20 protein-coding genes are annotated in these 21,637 nt (G+C 58.2%); 19 read left to right on the top strand and 1 reads right to left on the bottom strand.

What is annotated here, in order from left to right; all coding sequences use genetic code 11:
• Nucleotides 1-18 precede the first annotated feature (18 nt).
• From VSP_RS34905 to VSP_RS11120, 19 genes are all read left to right on the top strand, one after another.
• Nucleotides 19-3,312 carry a TAT-variant-translocated molybdopterin oxidoreductase gene (locus VSP_RS34905; protein WP_009960630.1) on the top strand — a complete coding sequence of 1,098 codons (3,294 nt, stop codon included), beginning with the start codon at nucleotides 19-21 and terminating at the stop codon, nucleotides 3,310-3,312.
• A gap of 6 nt (nucleotides 3,313-3,318) precedes the next feature.
• Entirely contained in the window at nucleotides 3,319-4,779 is a 1,461-nt protein-coding gene (gene nrfD, locus VSP_RS11035; RefSeq protein WP_009960631.1) for an NrfD/PsrC family molybdoenzyme membrane anchor subunit, read from the top strand.
• Nucleotides 4,780-4,802: 23 nt separating this feature from the next.
• Nucleotides 4,803-5,360, top strand: coding sequence for a DUF3341 domain-containing protein (locus VSP_RS11040; protein WP_009960632.1), 558 nt, complete (start codon nucleotides 4,803-4,805; stop codon nucleotides 5,358-5,360).
• Nucleotides 5,361-5,375: 15 nt separating this feature from the next.
• A complete protein-coding gene (locus VSP_RS34910) occupies nucleotides 5,376-6,026 on the top strand; it encodes a c-type cytochrome (protein WP_009960633.1) in 651 nt (216 codons plus the stop codon).
• A gap of 12 nt (nucleotides 6,027-6,038) precedes the next feature.
• Nucleotides 6,039-7,391: a hypothetical protein gene (locus tag VSP_RS39250; protein WP_009960634.1), complete on the top strand. Its 1,353-nt coding sequence runs from the start codon at nucleotides 6,039-6,041 to the stop codon at nucleotides 7,389-7,391.
• A 9-nt stretch (nucleotides 7,392-7,400) separates the two neighbouring features.
• Nucleotides 7,401-8,327, top strand: coding sequence for a hypothetical protein (locus VSP_RS42990; RefSeq protein ID WP_044133505.1), 927 nt, complete (start codon nucleotides 7,401-7,403; stop codon nucleotides 8,325-8,327).
• A gap of 31 nt (nucleotides 8,328-8,358) precedes the next feature.
• Nucleotides 8,359-9,870 (top strand): cbb3-type cytochrome c oxidase subunit I, encoded by a 1,512-nt coding sequence (locus VSP_RS34925; protein ID WP_009960636.1) that lies wholly within the window; start codon nucleotides 8,359-8,361, stop codon nucleotides 9,868-9,870.
• Nucleotides 9,867-10,544 carry a cbb3-type cytochrome c oxidase subunit II gene (locus tag VSP_RS11065; protein ID WP_009960637.1) on the top strand — a complete coding sequence of 226 codons (678 nt, stop codon included), beginning with the start codon at nucleotides 9,867-9,869 and terminating at the stop codon, nucleotides 10,542-10,544. Before VSP_RS34925 ends, VSP_RS11065 begins: the two co-directional genes overlap by 4 nt.
• A gap of 9 nt (nucleotides 10,545-10,553) precedes the next feature.
• The gene (locus VSP_RS39260) at nucleotides 10,554-11,270 is read left to right on the top strand and encodes a c-type cytochrome (protein WP_009960639.1); all 717 of its coding nucleotides are present in this window, start codon (nucleotides 10,554-10,556) and stop codon (nucleotides 11,268-11,270) included.
• A gap of 88 nt (nucleotides 11,271-11,358) precedes the next feature.
• The gene (locus VSP_RS11075) at nucleotides 11,359-13,212 is read left to right on the top strand and encodes a cytochrome c oxidase subunit I (protein WP_009960640.1); all 1,854 of its coding nucleotides are present in this window, start codon (nucleotides 11,359-11,361) and stop codon (nucleotides 13,210-13,212) included.
• 64 nt (nucleotides 13,213-13,276) lie between these two features.
• The gene (locus VSP_RS43365; RefSeq protein WP_009960641.1) at nucleotides 13,277-14,695 is read left to right on the top strand and encodes a cytochrome c oxidase subunit 3; all 1,419 of its coding nucleotides are present in this window, start codon (nucleotides 13,277-13,279) and stop codon (nucleotides 14,693-14,695) included.
• 54 nt (nucleotides 14,696-14,749) lie between these two features.
• Nucleotides 14,750-15,085, top strand: a complete 336-nt coding sequence (locus VSP_RS34945) for a cytochrome C oxidase subunit IV family protein (RefSeq protein WP_009960642.1) — start codon at nucleotides 14,750-14,752, stop codon at nucleotides 15,083-15,085.
• A 9-nt stretch (nucleotides 15,086-15,094) separates the two neighbouring features.
• Nucleotides 15,095-15,301 (top strand): hypothetical protein, encoded by a 207-nt coding sequence (locus tag VSP_RS11090; protein WP_009960643.1) that lies wholly within the window; start codon nucleotides 15,095-15,097, stop codon nucleotides 15,299-15,301.
• A gap of 20 nt (nucleotides 15,302-15,321) precedes the next feature.
• Nucleotides 15,322-15,513: a hypothetical protein gene (locus VSP_RS11095; RefSeq protein ID WP_009960644.1), complete on the top strand. Its 192-nt coding sequence runs from the start codon at nucleotides 15,322-15,324 to the stop codon at nucleotides 15,511-15,513.
• A 6-nt stretch (nucleotides 15,514-15,519) separates the two neighbouring features.
• On the top strand, nucleotides 15,520-16,359 hold the full coding sequence (locus tag VSP_RS11100) for a cytochrome c oxidase subunit II (RefSeq protein ID WP_009960647.1): 840 nt from the start codon (nucleotides 15,520-15,522) through the stop codon (nucleotides 16,357-16,359).
• Between the two features lie 148 nt (nucleotides 16,360-16,507).
• Entirely contained in the window at nucleotides 16,508-17,557 is a 1,050-nt protein-coding gene (locus VSP_RS11105; protein WP_009960648.1) for a COX15/CtaA family protein, read from the top strand.
• A 45-nt stretch (nucleotides 17,558-17,602) separates the two neighbouring features.
• Nucleotides 17,603-18,538, top strand: coding sequence for a heme o synthase (cyoE, locus tag VSP_RS11110; RefSeq protein ID WP_053332329.1), 936 nt, complete (start codon nucleotides 17,603-17,605; stop codon nucleotides 18,536-18,538).
• A 129-nt stretch (nucleotides 18,539-18,667) separates the two neighbouring features.
• Complete coding sequence (locus VSP_RS11115; protein ID WP_156345939.1) at nucleotides 18,668-19,423, top strand: SCO family protein; 756 nt, start codon at nucleotides 18,668-18,670, stop codon at nucleotides 19,421-19,423.
• Nucleotides 19,424-19,600: 177 nt separating this feature from the next.
• Nucleotides 19,601-20,026, top strand: a complete 426-nt coding sequence (locus tag VSP_RS11120) for a DUF420 domain-containing protein (protein WP_009960653.1) — start codon at nucleotides 19,601-19,603, stop codon at nucleotides 20,024-20,026.
• Nucleotides 20,027-20,371: 345 nt separating this feature from the next.
• Here the strand turns inward: VSP_RS11120 and lepB are convergent, their stop codons facing one another.
• A complete protein-coding gene (gene lepB / locus VSP_RS11125; protein WP_009960655.1) occupies nucleotides 20,372-21,586 on the bottom strand; it encodes a signal peptidase I in 1,215 nt (404 codons plus the stop codon).
• Nucleotides 21,587-21,637: the final 51 nt, after the last annotated feature.

Raw genomic sequence — 21,637 nt, forward strand, 5'->3', positions numbered from 1 at the left:
TTCGCGCCACGTCCAAGCATGAAACGCATCTGGCAACATCCCGAAGTCAAGTCTGAGCGTCGCTACTGGCGCAGTCTTGGTGAGTACTCCAGCACGCCGGAGTTCACCGAGAAAGTGGGCCGTGAGTTCGACCCCTCCATCAGTCTGGAATCGGCTGAAGAGCGCGAAAACTCGCGCCGTGACTTCATGAAGATCATGGGCGGCATCGCCGCCGTGGCCGGTCTGGCAAGCTGCCGCCGTCCCCAGCAGAAGATCCTTCCTTTCACCAAGCACGTTGAATGGATCGTGCCGGGCAAGTCGCTTCTTTACGCGACCGTAATGCCCCGTCCGTATGGGGCCACCCCAGTGGTGGCAGTGACCCACGAAGGTCGCCCGACTCACGTTCAAGGCAACCCGCTGCATCCTACCAACGGTGGTCTGGATATCTTTGCCCAGGCTTCCGTGCTGGACCTCTACAGTGAGTCCCGCGTCAAGAAAGTCGTCGGCAAAGGTGCTCCGACCTCCTGGAGCAAGTTCGAGCGCGAACTTCGCGGATGGTGGGAACACAGCTGGTCCAAGAATGGCGGCGAAGGTCTCGCCCTCCTCCTGAGCCCCAGCACCTCGCCCACCCGTGCTGGTCTGTTGGCGGACTTTGCCAAGACCTATCCCAAAGCAGCCGTTTACAGCTATGCTCCCGTCAGCCGGACCAATGAGCTTAATGCGGTGAAGGCGCTCTTTGGTGAAGGCGTTTCCCTCCTCCCAAAATACGACAAGGCAAAGGTCGTTTTCTCCCTGGATGCCGACTTCCTCGGCGTGGACTCCTCCACAGAGTTCCACACCAAATCCTTCATGAAAAACCGTGGTCCTGAAAAGGGCACGGATGGCATGAGCCGGCTCTACGTCTTGGAAAACCGCTACACCCTCACGGGTGGGATTTCTGACCACCGTAAGCCCATTGCTGCCAGCCTCATTCCCGCCGCGGCCGCTGTGCTCGCGCAGGAAGTGGCCAAGCTCACGAAAGACAGCGCTCTGGCCAAGGCCGCTGCGCCGCTTGCACAGGGACTCAGCGACAACCACAAGCAGTGGATCGCGGTTGCTGCTGAAGATCTATTCGCAAACCTTGGCAAATCCATCGTGGTTGCTGGTTCAGGGCAAAGCGAAGCGGTGCACGCTTTGGTGCTCGCGATCAACGACTCCCTCAAGGCGTTTGGTTCGGTGATCGACACCGTGACCGTCCCGGTGAGCAAGTCCGGCAGCATCGAGCAGCTCACTGCCGACCTCACAGCCAAGAAGGTGAAGCAGCTCTTCATCCTTGCTGATACCGACCCGGTGTATGATGCCGTCGGTTTCGCTGATGCCGCCAAGGCCAGCGAGGCGAAAATCGTGACGTTGGCTCTCCGGGCCAACCACACGGCGAAGCACTCCCACTGGATCCTCCCTGCCGCCCACTACCTGGAAGCATGGGATGACGTCCGCTCCGCTGAAGGCGTGTACTCCGTGGTGCAGCCGATGATCCAGCCCCTCTTTGATGGTGCTTCCGTCAACGACATGCTGCTGGCTCTTCTTGGCCGCAAACACCCCGGCCCGGCTCGTGCCAAAGCTGTGGAGCCCTCCAAGGACCCCGCTGCTCCGGTGCCCGCCCCGGTGTTCGAAGTGGACCCCGCCTATGTGGCCGTGAAGGAGAGCTTCACGAAGACTGTAGGGGCATGGGACGAAGAGAAGTGGAATCACGTGTTGCGTGATGGATTCCTCCCCAAGACCTATTATCCAAAGGCCTCTGTTTCCCTGAACCGCGGTGCAGTCGCCGGGCTGGTGGCAAAGGCTCCCAAACTCTCCGCCCCGACGGAGCTGGCCCTGGAAATCGTGCTGGCACCTGATGCCAGCGTCTATGATGGTCGCTACGTTGACAACGCCTGGTTGCAGGAAGCTCCGGATCCCATCACGAAATTGACTTGGGACAATGCCGCCTGGCTGAGCCCGCGGACATTCAAGCGCCTTGGTCTCAAAACCGAAGGTGACTTCATCGAAGTCAAAGTAGGGGACAAGACTCTCAAGATTGCAGCGATCGCCTGCCCGGGACATGCTCATGATTCCGTGACCATCCCTCTTGGCTACGGCCAGAAGGTGACCACTTATGTGGGCAAGGGTACGGGCTTCAATGCCTACCCGCTGCGCTCCGCCATCACTGACTACATCATCAGTGGCGCGACGGTGGCCAAGGTGGAGGGGACGTACGAGCTCGCCATCACTCAGGAGAACTACACGATGGAAGCCCGCTCGCAGGTGCGCGAAGCGACGCTCGAGACGTTCAAAAACGACGAGCATTTCGCCTCCCATCAGGGCATGGACTCCCACATCCCGCCGGAGATGAGCATCTACAAGGGGCGCATCGGGGTAAAGTCTGAGGAGAACCCGAATGGCTTCGACTACGAGAACATCCCGCAGTGGGGGATGGTGATCGACCTTTCCAAGTGCCTTGGCTGCTCCGCGTGCATCGTGGCCTGCCAGAGCGAGAACAACATTCCCGTGGTGGGCAAGGACCAGGTTCGCAAGGGCCGTGTCATGCAGTGGATCCGTATGGACCGCTACTTCGCCACGCCGGACAATGTGGACACCGATCCGACTCTCGAAGATCTGGACAACCCGGAAATGGTGAGCCAGCCAGTGGCCTGTCAGCAGTGTGAATCCGCCCCGTGTGAAACTGTCTGCCCCGTGAACGCCACCGTTCACACCGAAGACGGCCTCAACGCCATGGCGTACAACCGCTGCATCGGTACCCGCTACTGCGCCAACAACTGTCCCTATACCGCCCGTCGCTTCAATTTCTTCGACTACAACAAGCGCAACCCGCTGATCGAAACCAAGGTGTTGGGTCTCAAGACGAACAACATCTACGCTGGCCCGCTTGGTGAGAAGAAGCCCCAGGAGATGGAGCAGCTTCAGAAGAACCCGAATGTCACTGTTCGCATGCGTGGGGTGATCGAGAAATGCACCTACTGCGTGCAGCGTCTCGAGGAAGCCAAGATCAATCAGCGTCGGATCGCCCGTGATGACGCCAGCAAGCTGATGGTGAAGGGGGACGGCCTCAAGGTAGCCTGCCAGGCCTCCTGTTCCGCTGACGCCATTGTCTTTGGCAACCTCGCCGACAAAGACGGAGCGGTGGCGAAGATGAAAGAACATCCGCGCAACTACCAGGTGCTCAAGTACCTTGGCACCCGCCCGCGTACGAGCTACCTGGCCCGCATCCGGAACGTCAATCCCGCGATGGCGAGCCTCGAAACCGACCGCACGGTGCCGACGGGTACCTCCAGCAGCATGGAACGCTCATTCTAATTTGTCATGGCCCAGCAAACGGCGACCGCCTCCCACTCATCCTCAAGCCAGCCGCGCATCCTTGATCGCGAACCGCTGGTCCTGAACAACCGCAGCTACAGCTGGATCACGAACCGCATTTGCGGCATCGTGGAAAACCGGCAGCCCAAGCTGTGGTGGATTCTCTTCATCCCGTCGGTGATCCTGACGGGCATCATGGCCTTCTGCTTTGTGTATCTCATCTCCACCGGGGTGGGTGTCTGGGGGCAGAAACAGCCGGTTGCCTGGGCGTGGGACATCACGAACTTCGTGTTCTGGATCGGTATCGGTCACGCTGGCACCCTCATTTCCGCCATTCTTTTCCTCACCCGTCAGAAATGGCGTACGGCGGTGAACCGGGCCTCGGAGGCCATGACCCTCTTCGCAGTGATGTGCGCCGGTCTCTTCCCGGCCTTCCACGTGGGGCGCGTCTGGATGGTGTGGTTCCTCGCACCCGTGCCGAATGCGAACGCGATCTGGCAGAACTTCAAGTCACCGCTCCTTTGGGACGTTTTCGCGGTTTCCACCTATTTCACGGTGTCCGTGATGTTCTGGTTCATCGGTCTTGTACCTGACCTCGCTACCCTTCGTGATCGTTGTAAGCCTGGTATCCGACGCACGCTTTACGGGATCTTCGCCCTCGGCTGGCGTGGCGGCAACCGCCAGTGGAACCACTATGAAATGGCCTACCTCCTTCTGGCGGCCCTTTCGACCCCGCTGGTGCTCTCCGTGCACTCCGTGGTGTCCTTCGACTTCGCCACCTCCGTGGTTCCTGGCTGGCACACCACTATCTTCCCGCCCTACTTCGTGGCTGGCGCTATCTTCGGTGGCTTCGCGATGGTGCTTACACTGATGATCCCCGCCCGGCGGATCTACGGTCTCTACGACCTGATCACGGAGAAGCACATCGACAACATGGCCAAGATCATCCTGTTGACCGGTACCATCGTCGGGTACGGCTACAGCATGGAGTTCTTCATGGCCTACTACTCGGGCAACCAGTACGAACTCCAGACCTTCCAGCTCCGCGGCCTGTACGGCCCGTCCGTCTGGTACTACTACTGCATGTTCGGCTTCAACGTCTTCGCGCCGCAGCTGTTCTGGTTCCGGTGGTGCCGTAAGAATCTCTTCGTCGTCCTCTTTGTCTGCATGTGCGTGAACGCGGGCATGTGGTATGAGCGCTACGTCATCATTGTGACGACACTGGAGCGCCACTTCATGCCAGGCTCCTGGCGCGTGTTCGACGCCACCTGGGTGGACAACTGGACCTTCATTGGCACGTTCGGCTTCTTCATGATGAACTTCCTGCTCTTCCTGCGCTTCCTGCCGGTGATTGCCGTGGCTGAAGTGAAGGCAGTGCTCCCTGAGGCCAACCCGCATCATGACGACCATCACGAGAAGGGTGTTCACGAACTGGAGATTGAGTACGGAAAGGTCAAAGTCTCCTAACCCCTCGCTGGAGGATTTTTCACATGGCACGAACCACTCTCAAACGAGTCCACGGCTACCTGGCTGAATTTGACAGCGCCAAGGACGTTTATCACGCATCCGAGCAGATCCGAGACGCTGGGTTTCAGCGCTGGGACGTCCACTCGCCTTTCCCGATCCACGGATTGAACGAGGCGATGGGCCTCAAGCGGTCTATCCTTCCCTGGTTTGTCTTTTTCGGCGGTGCAGCGGGCATCACGACGGCATTCTGCCTGGCGTATATCACCCAGGTTGGCATCTATCCCACGGTAGTGCAGTCCAAGCCGGCGAACATCTTCACAACGGCGGCCTTTTTCCCGATCATGTTCGAGCTGACGATTCTGTTCTCCGCCTTCACGACGGTCTTTGGATGTTTTGCTCTCATGGGCCTTCCGCGTCTGAACCATCCGCTCTTCGCGGCCAAGACCTTCAAGAAGTTCTCCGACGACGGGTTCTTCATTTGCATCGAGGCCCGGGATCCGAAGTTCCACCAGGCTGAAACCAGGGCTCTTTTGGAAGGGCTCGGTGGGAAGAACATCGAACTCGTTGAGGACGAACTGTAAGCATCACGACTGTCCATGAAATACTTCTTTCTCAGTTACTTTCTCGTCGTGGTGACGGTGGTGAGCTTCGCGGGTTTCCGCGGCCACAAGTTCGAAAAGCCCCCGATCCAGGTCTTCCCGGACATGGATGATCAGGCTAAAGTCAAGGCCCAGGTGAAGAGTGAGTTCTTTGCGGACGGTGTGGGCATGCGGCACCCAGTGACGGGCACCCTGCCAATGGGGTTTGAACAGCCCAGCAAGCCGGCGAGCGAAGGCTACACGCCTCAGACTTTGGAATTTACCCACGGCAGTACGTATTACTACACCGGCAAGGTGGGGGACTACTATGGGGATGGTTTCCCCGAGGAGTTGAAGGTGACTACCGAGTTCCTCAAGCGGGGGCAGGAGCGCTACAACATCCAGTGCGCCATCTGCCACGGCACCTCCGGAAATGGCAAGGGTGTGTTCACCAAGTACTCGACCGTCGTTCCCGCGGATCTGACTGGCCCGGGTTTTGATGATGCGGCGAATCCCGCCTATCGTCCGGACGGCAAGATCTACGATACCATCACGAACGGCTGGAACCAGATGGGTGGCTACGGTCCCAACATCAGCGTGCAGGACCGCTGGGCCATCGTTGCCTACGTCCGCGCCCTCCAACATGCGGCAAAAAATCCGGTCAAGTAATTCATTTCAAGCATGAGCGCCCATCCCATCACTCTTGACGATCTGCCGAAAGACGGCGAAAAGCTCGACCTCACGAAGGTTAGCAAGCTGAATGGCTTGTTCCTTGTGGTTGGCGGTCTTGGTCTGGTGGCCTCCCTGGCCTACCTCTTCGGCTTCCTCGGCGAGCAAAAACAGGCGGAATTCGCCTACAGCTGGCTCTTCGCCTTCTTCTTCTTCTTCACCATCACCTGCGGCGGCATTTTCTGGACCATGCTACAGCATGCCTCCAACTCCGGGTGGAGTGTCTCTGTCCGTCGTCTGTTTGAGAACCTCGGTTCCAACGTGATCTGGATGGCAGTCTTTGCCCTTCCGTTCGTGTTTGTGCCCTCCATCAAGAATGCCCTTTGGGAGTGGATTCCGATTCATCACCATGCAGCAGAGGTGGCAGCCAAGCATAACGCTGAACACGCTGGCGACAATTGGGGCACCTATGAGGGACTTCACCACATGGTGGAGGAGGGGGATCACTCCGTGCACATCCTCACGTCCAAGTACGGCTACTTGAATGAAACGTTCTGGGTGATTCGGGCCATCGGCTACTTTCTCATTCTTGGTTCCCTTTCCTATTTCCTGCGCAAGTGGTCCATCCAGCAGGACAAGGATGGCAGCTTCAAGCACACGTTCCGCTCCCGTGCGTTCTGCTGTCTTCTCCTCCTTCCTTATGCGCTGGCGGTGACCTTTGCGGCCGTTGACTGGATCATGGCCATGGACTACACATGGTTCTCCACTCTCTGGGGCGTGTACATTTTCGCTGGCGGTGCCTGGGGTGCGATGGCAGTCTCGATCCTGGCCCTCACCTACGTGCGCAGCCATGGCTATCTTCACAAGGTGACTTCAGGTGAGCACTACCACTTGATGGGCAAGCTCCTCTTCGCCTTCACGGTGTTCTGGGCGTACATCGCCTTCAGCCAGTTCTTCCTCATCTGGTATGCGAACATCACGGAAGAGACCCGCTTCTACCTGCTGCGCAACACGGGTGGCTGGTGGTACTTGAGCCACACGTTGGTCTGGCTGCACTTCGCGGCAACATTCGTTCTCCTTCTTTCCGCTGGACGCAAAAAACGCACTGGCGTGATGAATGCCCTCTGCTTCTGGGTGTTGCTGATGCACGTGGTGGATTGGTACTGGCTGGTGATCCCCGAGCGTGGCCCATCCCTGACAAAGGGGGGAGCTCTCTGGATTGACGGAGCCTGGATGGGGGACATCATTGCGTTCCTCGCCATTGGTGGTCTGAGCGGTTGGGCCTACCTTCGCCGCTTGTCCAAAGCCAGCCTTTATCCCTGCCGTGACCCCCGTTTGCTCGAGTCTGTCACCGCTACCAACTAAGAGTTTCCCATGTCGTCTCCCACGCCACCCACACCCTCCCGAGCGCTCTCTGTTTTTCTGGGCACGCTGGCGGCATTTGCCAGCTTCGCCGTCGTGGCTGCCTTGCTGCAAGCCATCGCTGGCGGTACGCCCGAGTACCGGGACCATGATGCTCGCGTCAAAGTCAAAGAAGGCGTCGCTGCTGAACAGGACGCCCTCGTTGAAAAGTACGGTCTGAAGCATGATGCAACGCCTGTGCTTACGAAGGCCGCAGAACTTGTGAAGGGTCGCAAACCCTCCACCTCCACTCAGGTGGTGCCCGGTTCTCCGACAGCGTTGAAGGCAGCTGCTGTACCAGCAGCGGCTCCTGCACCCGCTCCGGAGGCTGCGAAGAAGGCGGAGGAGAAGCCGACTGCAGCCCCAGCGCCAGTTCCTACGCCGGAAGCACCGAAGGTCGAGACTCCCGCACCTGCTCCTGCTCCAATGCCTGCACCGGCACCTGAACCTCCCAAGACGGTGGTGCCAGCCCCGACACCCGCTCCTGCTACGCCGCCGCCAGCGCCAGCACCTGAAGGTCCGAAGCCTGAAGCGCCTGCACCGATGCCCGCCCCTGCTCCTGAGGCACCGAAGCCAACTCCGGCTCCAGCACCTGAAGGTCCGAAGCCCGAAGCGCCTGTACCGATGCCCGCCCCTGCTCCTGAAGCACCGAAGCCAACTCCGGCTCCAGCACCAGAAGCTCCGGAGCCTGAAGCGCCTGCGCCGATGCCCGCCCCCGCCCCCGCTCCTGAGGCAGCCAAGCCAGCTCCCCAAGTTCCGGTCCCTGCACCCACTCCCACTCCCGAGGCCCCCAAGACGGAAGCTCCAACTCCAACTCCTGCCCCGGCACCTAACACTCCCACACCTGAGGCTCCGGCTCCGCCTGCCGCTCCGGAAACTCCCGCTCCCCAACCTCAGTAAAGCTTCGTTTTTTCCTTTTACCTGACCTGCCATGGAGACAACTGACACGACCGTCTCAAACAGCGACAGCCTACGCCGCGCGGCCATTGACCGCTCGGTGAAGGGGCCGGTGCTTTTCCTGTTTGCCAATGCCGCCCTTTGGCTGCTTGCATCGACCATCATGGGCTTGATCGCCTCTGTGAAACTTGTTAAGCCGGGTTTCCTGGACTACGACTGGCTCTGGTTCCTCAACTATGGGCGCCTGCAGCCTGCCCACCTTACGGCCTTGGTCTATGGCTGGGCCATTCAGTCCGGCCTGGGTGCCAGCATCTGGATCCTTGCCCGTCGCTCCGGGCTTGCTCTTGAGCGAGGCGCTGGCTCCATGGTGACTGCCGGAGTCTTCTGGAACATCGGGGTGACCCTCGGTGTCCTCGGGATCCTCTTTGGCGGCAGTACTTCGCTGACGTGGTTGGAGTTTCCGGCGTTCGTCTGGCCGCTTTTCCTGGTTGCCTTCCTCATCATCGCGGGTCGCATGGTGTTGCATTACAATGCCGTGCAGCGTGAGAACTGGTTCTTCCTTTCCTCCTGGTACATCCTTGCGGGTCTCTTCTGCTTCCCCTGGATTTTTGCGACGGTGAACTTGCTCCTCAACCACTACGCTCCGGCTTCTCCTCTTGGCGCGATTGGGGCTGGTATCAACGCCTGGTATGTGAGCAACATCATCTGGTTGTTCTTTACTCCGATCGGCCTGGGTGCGTGTTACTACTTCATTCCGAAGATCACTGGCAAGCCGGTGTTCAGTGGCCAGCTCGCGCAGCTCGGGTTCTGGGGGCTGATCGTCCTTGGTGGCTGGACTGGCTACCAGAAGTACATGGGGGGACCGCTTCCCGCCTGGATGTCCGCAGTGGGCGGCACCGCGGCACTTCTTCTGCTTGTTCCTGCTGGCATTGTGGCGCTCAACAACCACCTCACCACTGAGGGCAAGCGCGGTCTTATCGAGACTAGCCCCACGCTCCGCTTCGTCTTCGTCGGTTCCTTCTGTTACGTGATCATGAGCGGTGTCAGTGCGTTGCTCGGCACGTTCTGGACGGGGTCAAACACCCAGTTCACTTACGCTGAGTACGGGTACCAGCTTCTTGCGGTGTACGGCTTCTTTAGCATGACGATGTTCGGTGCGATTTACTACATTGTTCCCAGACTGGCCAACTGTGAGTGGCTGAGCGCCCGCCTGATCCGCCAGCATTTCTGGTTCTCCGTTTATGGTATCAGCGCCATGGTAGTCTGTATGCTTGTTGGTGGTTTGTTCCAGGGTGCAAGCGTGAACAGCCCCGACAACTGGAATCAACCCATGGTCGGCAGCGTCATCAACGCCCGTGGTTATCTTGTCGGCCGCTCCCTCGCTTGGGTTTTCATCTTGTGGTCGAACTTCTGGTTCTTTGTCCACCTTGTGTTCATGGTGCTGGGTCTTGGACGTCGCAGCACGACGCCGACCCTGCTTGTGCACGACCGTCACCATGACTACGTCCCCGGAACTTTAACATCGGTTACCACCAAAGAAGCATGACCAGCTTGCGCAAACTCGTGATTGGATTGGGTGTCAGTTTCGGAGCTCCGTGGCTCCTGCTGGTCGTCATTCCTGCCCTGAAAGCCCAGAAGACCGTTCCCATTCCCTACGACAAGGATCGTGATGGATTGACTGGTTTCTACCCGGCTGATGGTGTGTACCGCCAAGGTCAGCTGGTGTATCTCAAAGAGGGATGCGTGCAGTGCCACACCCAGGTCATCCGGACCACCTTCAACAACATCTCTGATGGCTGGAAGAAGGGTTGGGGGAGTGATCAAAGCCCTGAACCCAAAAATGTGGTGCGCGCCAGCACCATGCGTGACTACCTCGGTGAACCAGTGGCACCTCTTGGGGTGCAGCGCAATGGTCCGGATCTCGCCAACTTCGGCTATCGTGTGGTTGGTGAAACTGGCCGTGAAGCCCTGCACGTGAAGCTGTATGCGCCGCGCTCCCAGAATGAGTGGAGCATTATGCCGTCCTACCGGCACCTGTACAAGGTGCAGAAGATTCAAGGTGTTGGTTCTCCTGACGCCCTGAAGCTTCCCAAGGATCTAGCTCCCAAGAAAGGCTACGAAGTGGTGCCGACCGCCGAAGCCGTGGAACTGGTGAACTACCTTTGCTCCCTGAAAAAAGACGCCCCCGAGCCCGGCAAGGTGGTGGCTGACAGCAAGTAACGACGAGCCATGAACGAGAATCAGCCCCAAAACTTTGACAACACTGACCTCGACCGCCTTCACGCTGCTGTGAAGCGCGAGAAGCCTGACGCTCAGCCAGGTCGCGAACCAGCGCCCCTCTGGGTGTTCGTGGCCAGCATGGCCGCCATGGTCCTCGCCGGTGGCTACGCGGGAGCTTATGTCGGCGGTTTTGATTTTGAACAGAACTCGCCCTATCTCGGGAAAGTGAAGGACACCCGTCCCATCGACCACACGGTTGGTGCGGACCTCGATCCTTTTGCTCTGGCCATGAAAAAAGGTGCCGATGCCTACAACAGCTGCCAGGGCTGTCATGGTGCCTCGGGTGGTGGTCAGCCCGGTCTGATCCCACCGCTTGCTGGCTCAGAGTGGGTGTTGGGTGGGACTGAGCGTATCGCGCGTATCGCCCTCCACGGCCTGAGTGGAAGTGTCACTGTAAAAGGTGCCAACTACAACGGCGTGATGCCCCCGCAGTCTGGCCTTTCGGACAAGGAGCTTTCCTACGTGATCACCTACATCCGCAACTCTTGGGGCAATAAAGGCTCTTTGGTGACACCGGACATGGTGAAAAAAGTCCGGAACGAAACGAAGGCCCATATTGGCCCTTGGACAGCAGCGACACTCTTGGAGTTTGCCGAGAAGGACATTCCGGGCGAAGCTCCCGCCGCAGGTGCCGCAGCCGCAACGCCCGCGCCCGCAGCCAAGTAGTAATCGCAATTCACCGGCATCCTGACTCTCTGAGCTTGAGCACCGCACCTCCCCAATCCCCCGTTTTCCGAACCACCTGCTTTTATTCATGAGCGCTGTTACCGCCCACCACGATCACTCGCATGCGGATCATGCTCACGAGCACGATCACCCGAAGCAGAGCTTCCTCTATAAGTACATCTTCAGCACGGACCACAAGGTCATCGGGATCCAATATGGTCTCACTGCCATGTGCTTCCTGCTGTGGGGCTTCTTCCTGATGATGGTGATGCGCTGGAGCATTGCTTTCCCAGGCACGGAAATGCCCATCTTTGGTCAGTTGATGGGCGAGCGCTGGGCTCCTGGCGGGGTCGTCAGTCCCGAGCTCTATAACATGTTTGGAGCCATGCACGGTACCATCATGGTGTTCTTGGGCGTGGTGCCCCTCGGTTTCGCTGCTTTCGGCAACTACATCATGCCCCTGCAGATTGGAGCAGTGGATATGGCGTTCCCCAAGCTCAATGCGTGGAGCTACTGGCTCTATTTCATCGGCGGCGTGCTCATGATGCTCAGCTTCTTCCTGCCGACGGGTGCAGCCCAGGTGGGGTGGACGAACTACTCTCCGCTGGCCACCACCGCGCAGATTGACGTGAAGAACATCTTCTTCACCGGCCAGACGCAGTGGTTGTTCTCCATGGTGTTCCTGATTTCCTCCTCGCTGCTGGGTTCAGTGAACTTCATCACCACGATCCTCAACCTGCGCTGCAAAGGGATGACCTGGATGCGCCTGCCCTTCTTCTGCTGGGCTATGCTGGTCGTCGGTTTCCTTCTGCTTCTTGCATTCCCGCCTCTTGAAGTCGCAGCCATCATGCAGCTTGCAGACCGACTCTTCGGTTCCAGCTTCTTCCTCCCTACCGGCCTGGTTGAGGCTAACAAGCATCTTGACATCGCTGGCGGTGGCAGCCCGCTGCTCTACCAGCACTTGTTCTGGTTCTTGGGTCACCCGGAAGTGTACGTGCTCATTCTCCCGGCTGTCGCCATTGTTTCGGACGTGATTCCGGCCAACATCCGCCGTCCGCTCTGGGGCTACAAGTCGATGATCTACGGCGTACTCACCCTCGGCTTCCTGAGCTTCATCGTATGGGCTCACCACATGTACCTCACGGGCATGGGACCGGTGGTCTCCACCTTCTTCCAGATCACCACGGTGTTGATCTCGGTGCCTTCCGTGATCCTGCTGACGTGCTTGATGATCACACTCTGGGGCGGTTCCATCCGTTTCAATACGGCGATGCTTTTCGCCTGCGCCTTCCTTCCGATGTTCGGGATTGGCGGTCTTACCGGTCTGCCACTGGCCTTCAGCACGATCGACCTTTACTTGCACGATACCTACTACGTCATCGGCCACTTCCACTACGTGGTGGCGCCTGGTACGATCTTCGGGCTTTTCGCGGGCATCTATCACTGGTACCCCAAGATGACGGGTCGATTCATGAACGAGACGCTCGGCCGCCTGCACTTCTGGCCCTCGCTGCTGTGCATGAACCTGCTGTTCTCCCCGATGTTGATCCAGGGCATGGCTGGCTTCCACCGCCGCTGGCATGATGGTGGTGTCGCCTTCGCTGGCACTTCCAGTGGCGATTGGATGGGAATCCCGCTGCTTAAGCTCAACGAGGTGATGTCCTTTGCAGCATGGGGTCTGGCCATTGCCCAGGTGCCCTTCATCCTAAACCTGTTCTTCAGCATCAAGGGTGGCAAAAAGGTGAAGTCGGACAACCCCTGGCAGGCTACAACGCTCGAGTGGGCGACTCCGACACCTCCCGGGCATGGCAACTTCCTTCAAGAGCCCGTGGTTTACCGCGACGCTTACGATTACAGCGTTCCCGGTGCCGAAACAGACTACTCCCCGCAGTGGCTGCCTGAAGGTGTGAAGCCTGAGGAAAAGCTCACCCACATGCATTGATCCCAGGGGCCAACACTCCAGATCCAGTCAATCACTTCTCCCAACTGACAACTTTCTCGCTCTGATGGAAATTCCATACACCGTCAAACCCCGGCCGGATACCGGACTGTTCAATGCGAAGATCGGCATCTGGCTCTTCCTCGCCTCTGAGGTGATGCTCTTCGGCGGTCTGTTCTCTGCTTACATCTTCCTGCGTATCGCTCCTGAAGGCCCCTGGCCGGTTCAGGTGCTCACCGTGAAGTGGGGGTTCATCAACACCCTCGTGCTCATCTTCTCCAGTGTCACTGTGCTACAGGCATGGGTGTCTCTGAAGTTGCGCAAGTTCCGGATGTTCCAACTTTGGATGACCCTGACCATTCTCTGCGCTGGCGGATTCATGGCCATCAAGTCCGTGGAATACGCTGACAAGTTCCATCACTATGGCGTTTTGCTTAAGGACGGCAGTTCGGTGGAAGGTCACTTCCCTGCGGATCATCCTTATCACATCAAGTTCGATGAGGTGAAAACGGTGACCTTGGCCTCCAAACACACCGACAAGGGGCTCTTTGGTCTCAGCTTGTTCCGTCATGGTTCCGATGGTGGGTTCCTGAAATACATCGTTGATGGCAAACCCGAGTTCAAAGACTCAGCCGGCAATGTGGTCATGCTGGATGCGGTGACAGTGAAAAAGCTGGTTCATGAAGCCCAGGAGAAGAAGATCGACTTCATCACACTGACGGCGACCAATCCGCTTAAGTTTGACATCCCGCCGTCGAAGCTCTTCGACAATGCCTATGATGCGCACAAGGCCCATTTCCGTGATGGCACAGTGATCGAAGGCAAGCTTGCTTACGATTCGATGCATCTCGAAGCGGATCGTATCGACCTGCGCCGCCTCTTCGCCGCTGACGAGAAGAGCGACCAGAAGGCACTGGAAAGCGTGCAGAATGCTGACGTGTGGCGCATCCTCGGTGGTGACTGGAAGAAGAAGTTCAACGAGCATCATGATGCCGAGCTGAAGAAGTTCGAGGAGAAGCACAAGGGCAAACAGCAGCCCATGGACAACAGCGACTACGTTCGCCACGTCTATGCGATGAAGATCAGCCTGGACGACTCTCATGGTCACGCCAGCACGGTTAAGTCGGGAGGCGAGGGCCTTGCAGCCGAAGCTGCTGCTGATTCCCACGGAACGCATGCTGTGGAATCACATGCTGGCAGCCATGGCCATCCTCTTGTCGTGATCGAGAAGAAGGACATCTCCTTCTGGTCCAACTTCACTCCCAAGTACGGCAACTACTTCGCGATCTACTTCACGCTGACGGGCCTGCACGGTCTTCACGTGATCGGGGGGGCCATCGTTCTGGGGCACATGCTGCTTTTCGGCAAAAGGATCTACGACAAGGACCCTGATCACCTGGCAAACCGGGTGGAAGTGGGCGGCCTGTTCTGGCACTTCGTGGATCTGGTCTGGATCTTCCTGTTCCCGTTGCTGTATCTCCTTTAACCTGACGCTCCGGGGCTGCGGTGCCCGGATTTGATTTCCAGCTTTATTACCATCATGGCTCACGACCATCACGACCACGACAGTCCGGAATACTACAAGAAGCAGGCCAAGATCATCTGGGCCGTTGGTGGCGTTCTTGTCCTTGGCACCCTCATCACCGTTGGAGTGATGAATTGGGACATGGGCTCCCGCGCCGCCAACATTGCCTTCGGCATGTTCATCGCCCTGGTGAAAGCCAGCTTTGTGGCGCTTATCTTCATGCACTTGAAGAGTGAACGTGGCCTTATCTACAAGGTCCTCTTCTTCACGGTGCTCTTTGCGATTGGCCTCTTTGTGCTGACCTACCTCGGCTACGCTGATCCCCTGCACTCCAAGTTTATCAGTTACTGAAATCCCGCCATGTCCCTCAAAGGCTTCCACATTCTTTTCATTGTTCTGGCGTTTCTCTGCACGGCGGGGTTCTGGGCTTGGACGGTGGTGGAGGTGGACCAGGCGAGGGAGGCCCGGGCTGTGGTTGCCGGGAATCTGAGCGGTTCCCTGGCGATTCTTCTGCTCGTTTACGGGATTTGGTTTGTCGCCAAAAAGAGCAAGACCATCAAGGTTTGAGATCCTGACCCTATCACACCATGAGCCTCTTTCATCTGCACCAGCTTGCCTGTTCCGTCTGCCTTCCGGACCAATCCTCCGAGGTGGCCAAGGCTTCGAACACGGCCATTCTTTTCATGGTCGTTGTGGTCTTCTGCATGCTGGGCTTGCTCGTCAAAATCATGTTCAACTTTGCACGCAAGCAGCGTGAGTTCGAAAATTCGTCCCTGTAATTTCCCATGACTCCTGATTCGTTGATCACCCTCGCCACCCTGAACAAGCTTTTGGGGATTCCTGCCCTTGCTTCTGAACATGGCGAGATGGTGGACCACATGCTTGAGCTGGTGCACTGGTTCATGTTGCTCCTTTTCGTTGGCTGGTCAGCTTTCCTGGTGGTGGTATTCACCAAGTTCCGCCGGAGCAAGAATCCCAAGGCCGACTATCACGGTGTCCGCGGGCACGCCTCCACCCACATCGAAATCGGCGTGGTCATCGTGGAAGCCATCTTGCTTCTCGGTTTTGCCTTCCCGCTATGGGGGCAGCAATCTGAAAAGTACCCCTCCGGTAGCAACGTACTGAAGGTGCGTGCGGTGGGCGAGAAGTTCCTGTGGAGCTTCCAGTACGGTGGTACGGACAACACTCTAGGGCGTACCGCGTTGAAGTTGATCGACATCGGTTCCAACCCTCCCAACACGATCGGTCGTGACATGAAGGACCCGAATGGCAAGGATGACTTTGTGAAGGTCGGGGTGATGACTCTGCCGGTGAACCGACCCGTGATCGTTGACGTGACCAGCAAGGACGTGATTCACAACCTTGCACTCGTGCCGATGCGTATGGCACAGGATGCCACCCCCGGAGTTCGCAGCCATGCTTGGTTCAAGCCCACCAAGACCGGATCGTGGGACATCATCTGCGGTCAGCTTTGTGGTCCTGGCCACTCCGGCATGAAGGCGACACTCAACGTGATTCCTGAGAAGGAGTTCGACGAGTTCGTGAAGGAGGCCAGCGACACTGCCAAGGCGGCCGTGGAAGCGACGCCGGCTCCTGCTGTAGGCGCTGCCCCAGCCGCCCATTGATTCCTGGCGGGCTTGTCCTGCACGCGAGCGACAGAACACTGTTCCGACCTTGATTCTCCTTTGATCTTTCTGCGAACGGCAAAGCCCAGGCTTTGCCGTTCGTCGTTTTAGCCCCTCCTTTTCGCCTACCTCTGACTCCATTCCTGGCATGATCTGGACCCGATTTCAAAAGCTGGCGCTGATAGCGTTTATTTCAGTGGAGGTGCTGATCTTCGTGGGTGCGGTGGTGCGGGCGACGGGGTCTGGGCTGGGGTGTCCGGACTGGCCCTTGTGTTATGGTTGCTGGACGCCTCCTACCAAGGCGGAAGACATCGATTTTCAAAAACTGAACATCGAGAAGTTCCGGGCCAAGGCAGCGCGGTTAGGGCGGGATCCGGCTTCCATCACCCCCGAAACCCTTCGGGAGGAGTTTGATCCCGTAGCGACATGGGTCGAGTACATCAACCGCCTTACCAGCCTGCCAGTGGGGCTTTCCGTGACTGCCCTACTCATTGCGTCATTCTGGCAAATCTGGGCGGGACGCTTCCGGGTGTTTGTCGGGGCTCTGGGCTCGTTTGCCCTCGTGTTGATCAATGCCTGGTTGGGAGCGCGGGTGGTCTTGAGCGGCCTCAAGCCGGGCATCATCACTCTGCACATGGCCCTGGCGATCCTGTTGCAGTGTTTTCTAGTGTACACCGCCTGGCGTGGTACCGCCCAGCCATGGGGGCTCCCGGTGATCGGGGAAGGAGGCAAGGCGTTGCATCGCATTGGCTTGCTGCTCTTCGCCCTGGTGGTGGTGGAAGGCGTCATGGGCTCCCAGGTTCGTGAAATGACTGACCATCTCGCCATGCTCCACGCTGGTGAAAAGCGGGAACTGTGGGTGAAGGAACTGGAGCAGACGGTCGTGTACCTGCTCCATCGGAGCTTTTCGTGGATCATCTTGGGTATGGCTTTCCTGTTCCATTGGAAGTCGGGCCAGGTTCTTGGTCGGGCAAAGTGGTTGGAGCGGGGGATTCTAGGGTTGGTGTGTGCCCAGATGGTGCTTGGGGTCGTGCTGTCGCAGGTGGGAATCGTCCGGATTGCACAGATTCTGCACATTGGCTTGTCTTCGCTGCTGGTGAGTGGATTGTTCCTCTGGCTGCTCGGTAGCCACCGGGCAACGCGGGCCACGGCGGGGCCTGACCCGGTAGAACCCATCGCTTCCAACCCCGTCGTCTGAGTTTCCTTGCCACGTTTTCCAGAGAGTCTGATGCAGCGCCCCGTCATGTCTGAGACCGCCACCTCTTCGAATCCCCAATCCAGCGTCATGATGAAGGACTTCATGTCGCTGACGAAGTTCCGGCTCAGTGTGCTCGTTTTGGTCACCACCTTCGTGGGATACTGGCTGGGGCGGAGCGGGAAGGACTTGGACCTGGCGCTGATGTTTCACACGCTGCTGGGCAGCGCCTTGGCAGCCTTTGGTGCGGCAGTGTTCAATCAGTTGATGGAAATCGAGCCGGATAGGCGCATGGAGCGCACCGCTGATCGCCCGCTTCCTTCCCGGCGCATGGAGCCGGGTGTGGCCTTTGGGGTGGGTTGGCTGCTCAGTGCCTTTGCGTTGCTGCACCTGGGGAAAATGGTGAACATAGAGGCGGCCGCGCTTTGTGCCATGACCTTGGGGGTGTATCTTTTCGTTTACACGCCGATGAAGCAGCAATCGGCGTGGAATACGATCGTTGGGGCGGTGTCGGGCGCTCTGCCACCGCTCATTGGATGGGCAGGAGCCGCCGGCCCGCCTGTCAACAATGATGCCTATTTCCGTCTGGAACTCATCTCGTCGAGCGGAGCCATCTATCTCTTTTCCCTTCTCTTCCTCTGGCAGCTCCCGCACTTCCTGGCGATCAACTGGATGTACCGTGACGAGTATCGCAAAGGCGGTTTTGTCATGTGGGCGAACGAGGATCATACCGGTGGCAAGACCTCCAAGCTGGCCCTGCTGTTCTCATTTTGCGCCGTGGCGCTGATGTTCCTGCCTCCGCTGGCCGGCGACACCAGTTACTGGTTCCTTCCTTTCGCCCTGCTAGTGAACCTGATACTGGTCTGGCTGGCCTGGAAGTTCTACAAGATCCGCGACCGTGCCAGCGCGCGGAAGTTGTTCTTCTTCACCCTCATGTACCTGCCGTTGTTGTTGGGCATCAGCATGGTGTTCTGGAAACCCTGACCTTCAGCCAGCTGACGCCCCACGTGGCATTTTGCCGCGTGGCCGACTCACTATTCGTAAGCGTACAGGTTCCTGTTACCGTTCCCTCTTTCAACTTTCGTCCTTGTTCATCCTGTGTCCGATCCATCCATGAGTACACCCACGCCGCCATCCTCACCAACCCCGCCTTCACCGGATGAGGTGCCCAGGAGCATCAACCCCCTGACGGTCTGGGTGCCCATCATCGTCATTGTCTGTGGCATCGTGATCGGGTGGAACTACATGCTGCACCAGATCAAGAAGGAAAGGGAAGAGTCGGCTGGTATGGTGGAGCAACGCCTGCCCATGCTCTCGCGGCTGGAGAAGAACATCGGCTTTGTCGAACGGAATGGTCAGAAGGTGGAGCTGGCCGCTCTAAAGGGGAAGATCATCGTGGCGTGCTGGGTGTACACTCATTGCCCACGTGGTTGTTCTGGGGTGGTGGGTGAGCTTCTCAGCCTGCACAATGACCTTGAGGCCAATCCTGATGTCCACTTTCTTTCTGTGAGCGTCGATCCCGCTGATGGCCCGGAAGAACTCAGCAAGTTCGCTGAGGGGCTCAAGATCAAGGGCGACAACTGGTGGTTTGTGAATGGTGAGACCAAGGAAGTCCGCTCGTACATGACCCGCTACTTTGGATTTCAGGGGGTGCAGGATGTGCCCGAGAAAGACCGTCTCTCCCCGGATGACAAGTACATCCACGATATGAAGGTGGCCTTGGTGGACCATAAAGGACATGTACGGGGCATGTATGACGTGGCCAGCTTCGATCCTGAGTTCAAGGCGTTCTGGAAGGACAAAATCCGCAAGGACATCGGCACTCTTCTCAAAGACAAGGCCGAGGACGAGGGCAAAAACGGCAAGTAAGAATGTCCAGGGGCTGCACGCATCTGGTTCTGGGTTTGGCAGTTATCCAGTGTCAGTTTCTCCCAGACCGATTCTGCCCGGAATTGCATGATTTGTTTGATTGGGAGGCAAATGAAGCGGAAAGGCAGTCGCGCTCTCATCCCCCGCTATTCTTTCACGATTGATTGATCCACTACCATGGAAGTTTACGAACTCCCTGCTCTCAACGCCACCCTCAACGCCGCTGCGGCCGTTCTGCTGCTGTCGGGTTGGATTTGTATCAAGCTGGGCAAGCGATCTGCCCACATTGCCTTGATGTCTCTGGCTTTGGTGGTGTCCGCCGCTTTTCTTACGAGCTACCTGATCTACCACTTCCATGTGCCCAGCATGAAGTTTCAGGGCAAGGGCGGGATCCGGTGGGTGTACTACACCATCCTGATCACCCATGTCTTTCTTGCGATCGTCAACCTGCCCATGATCATCTTGACCGTGGTGCCCGCGCTGAAACGGAAGTTTGACAAGCACAAACGTCTCGCCCGCTGGACCTTTCCCGTGTGGATGTATGTCTCAGTGACGGGCGTGTTGGTGTACCTGATGTGTTACCATTGGTACGCGCTCGGGTGAGGGGGGAGTGCAGGGGAGCTTGCGATGTTTTAAGCCGGGGGCAGATGCTTCCAGCCTCCGTTGACGCTTTACCTGGGGGCGCAGCCGTTCTAGGAAAGTGCGTGAGAGAATAGCCGCTTTTGAGAGGCCTGTTTGGAACCAGAGCGGAGGAAGGGGCCTGAGCTTCGGCGGCAGGGGAAGTGTCTAGAACCTGTCACGAGCCGTAGCCAAAAGCGGTGATGCTCACCGCAGTCCCACAAAAGCGCTGCGCGCTCAGGTGTTGGGGGATGGTGGAGCGATCGACGGAGCGAGAACTTCCGATGTCGCAGGCCATGCGGTCCACCCCCAACCAACAAACCCCACGCCTTACCGGATCACGCCCCAGTGGCTGGTCAGCGGCCAGTAGCAGAACCAGCCCGGGCCGACGACGTTCTGCTCTGGTACGGGGCCCCAGTAGCGGCTGTCAGAGCTCTGGTAGCTGTTGTCTCCCAAGGCGAGGTACTGCTTCTTTTGAAGGGCAATTTCGCGTACAGGTACGCGACGGCCCGTGAAGTCCTGGATGGCGTCTTCATAACCACGGTAGCCGTCTTTGGGTTCAGTGTAAGTCCCGGTCATCACCCGCTTGAAACCGGGTTCTGTGGCGAGCTGGCCGTTGATGAAGAGCTGGGAGTCCTTGATGGACACGGTGTCTTCAGGGACACCGCCGAGGCGTTTGATATAGTGTTGAGAGCCCCAGCGTTCGTCGAAGTTGCGACCTTCGATACCGGCGATGTTCTTGGTGGTGAACACAAACACCTCCCCGCGGGTGGGGCGGCGGAAGTGGTAGGCGAACTTGTTTACGATGACATGGTCACCGTTCTGCACGATGCCGCGGGCCAGCACCTGGCCCTTGCGGACATAAATGCTGCTGGCGTTTGCCATCTGCATGGTGGCACGACGGTCAGGGGTATCGCTGTTGCCTTCCATCATCTCCGTCCGGAGGTGGGCCCCGATGTTTAGCTCGCGTTCGAGCTGGATCTTGGGGCAGGAGATCCTGATGTCGTGTCCGTCTGCGAAGTGCAGGCGGCTGTAGGGACGGAAGATGAGGAACTTGTGTTCAGTGATGGTGTCTGAAAGACGGAGTGGTCCCTCATGGTCAGAGACCACATTCAAGTAGGTGGTGCCGGTAAAGAAGCCGCCGAGTTTGCCCAGAAAACCGGGATTGGGGTCTTTTTCAGTCGCTTCAGCGCGGATGCCGTTGAGCGTGGGTTGCATGGATCCGGTGGGGATCTGGAAAGGCTGGGCGATATAGGAGCGGATGCCCAGGGCGATGACGATGGAGACGAAGAAGACCTCGATGTTCTCTGCCCACTCCGTGGTGCGGGCGTCCGGCAGGGCCCGCTCACACACCTGGTTCAGCTGCTTGCTCAGCTCATCAATGCGAGTGCTGTTGCGCTGGCTGATGGCGGCGTCCAGCTCACCACGCAGGCCGATGATCTCGTCCACCTTGGCGGTGGGCAGCAGGTCCCGCTTGTAGTGGAGGAAACGGGTGACCCCCTTGCGGAGCAGCTTGGCGTGCTTGATGAAGCGCGGTTGGAACATGGCTGGCTGTGACTGGGTGGTGGTCGGTTGGTGAGGCGCTTGTGGGCGCGG

Source organism: Verrucomicrobium spinosum DSM 4136 = JCM 18804, from assembly GCF_000172155.1.
In the GTDB taxonomy this organism is placed as follows: domain Bacteria; phylum Verrucomicrobiota; class Verrucomicrobiia; order Verrucomicrobiales; family Verrucomicrobiaceae; genus Verrucomicrobium; species Verrucomicrobium spinosum.

Bases quoted from the DNA above. Each gene is read 5' to 3' on its own strand.
- lepB (WP_009960655.1), bottom strand. From the start codon at position 21,586: ATGTTCCAACCGCGCTTCATCAAGCACGCCAAGCTGCTCCGCAAGGGG.
- VSP_RS34910 (WP_009960633.1), top strand. From the start codon at position 5,376: ATGAAATACTTCTTTCTCAGTTACTTTCTCGTCGTGGTGACGGTGGTG.
- VSP_RS11075 (WP_009960640.1), top strand. From the start codon at position 11,359: ATGAGCGCTGTTACCGCCCACCACGATCACTCGCATGCGGATCATGCT.
- VSP_RS11105 (WP_009960648.1), top strand. From the start codon at position 16,508: ATGATCTGGACCCGATTTCAAAAGCTGGCGCTGATAGCGTTTATTTCA.
- VSP_RS34905 (WP_009960630.1), top strand. From the start codon at position 19: ATGAAACGCATCTGGCAACATCCCGAAGTCAAGTCTGAGCGTCGCTAC.
- VSP_RS11065 (WP_009960637.1), top strand. From the start codon at position 9,867: ATGACCAGCTTGCGCAAACTCGTGATTGGATTGGGTGTCAGTTTCGGA.
- VSP_RS11100 (WP_009960647.1), top strand. From the start codon at position 15,520: ATGACTCCTGATTCGTTGATCACCCTCGCCACCCTGAACAAGCTTTTG.
- VSP_RS11090 (WP_009960643.1), top strand. From the start codon at position 15,095: ATGTCCCTCAAAGGCTTCCACATTCTTTTCATTGTTCTGGCGTTTCTC.
- VSP_RS34925 (WP_009960636.1), top strand. From the start codon at position 8,359: ATGGAGACAACTGACACGACCGTCTCAAACAGCGACAGCCTACGCCGC.
- nrfD (WP_009960631.1), top strand. From the start codon at position 3,319: ATGGCCCAGCAAACGGCGACCGCCTCCCACTCATCCTCAAGCCAGCCG.
- VSP_RS11120 (WP_009960653.1), top strand. From the start codon at position 19,601: ATGGAAGTTTACGAACTCCCTGCTCTCAACGCCACCCTCAACGCCGCT.
- cyoE (WP_053332329.1), top strand. From the start codon at position 17,603: ATGTCTGAGACCGCCACCTCTTCGAATCCCCAATCCAGCGTCATGATG.
- VSP_RS39250 (WP_009960634.1), top strand. From the start codon at position 6,039: ATGAGCGCCCATCCCATCACTCTTGACGATCTGCCGAAAGACGGCGAA.
- VSP_RS39260 (WP_009960639.1), top strand. From the start codon at position 10,554: ATGAACGAGAATCAGCCCCAAAACTTTGACAACACTGACCTCGACCGC.
- VSP_RS42990 (WP_044133505.1), top strand. From the start codon at position 7,401: ATGTCGTCTCCCACGCCACCCACACCCTCCCGAGCGCTCTCTGTTTTT.
- VSP_RS11040 (WP_009960632.1), top strand. From the start codon at position 4,803: ATGGCACGAACCACTCTCAAACGAGTCCACGGCTACCTGGCTGAATTT.
- VSP_RS43365 (WP_009960641.1), top strand. From the start codon at position 13,277: ATGGAAATTCCATACACCGTCAAACCCCGGCCGGATACCGGACTGTTC.
- VSP_RS34945 (WP_009960642.1), top strand. From the start codon at position 14,750: ATGGCTCACGACCATCACGACCACGACAGTCCGGAATACTACAAGAAG.
- VSP_RS11095 (WP_009960644.1), top strand. From the start codon at position 15,322: ATGAGCCTCTTTCATCTGCACCAGCTTGCCTGTTCCGTCTGCCTTCCG.
- VSP_RS11115 (WP_156345939.1), top strand. From the start codon at position 18,668: ATGAGTACACCCACGCCGCCATCCTCACCAACCCCGCCTTCACCGGAT.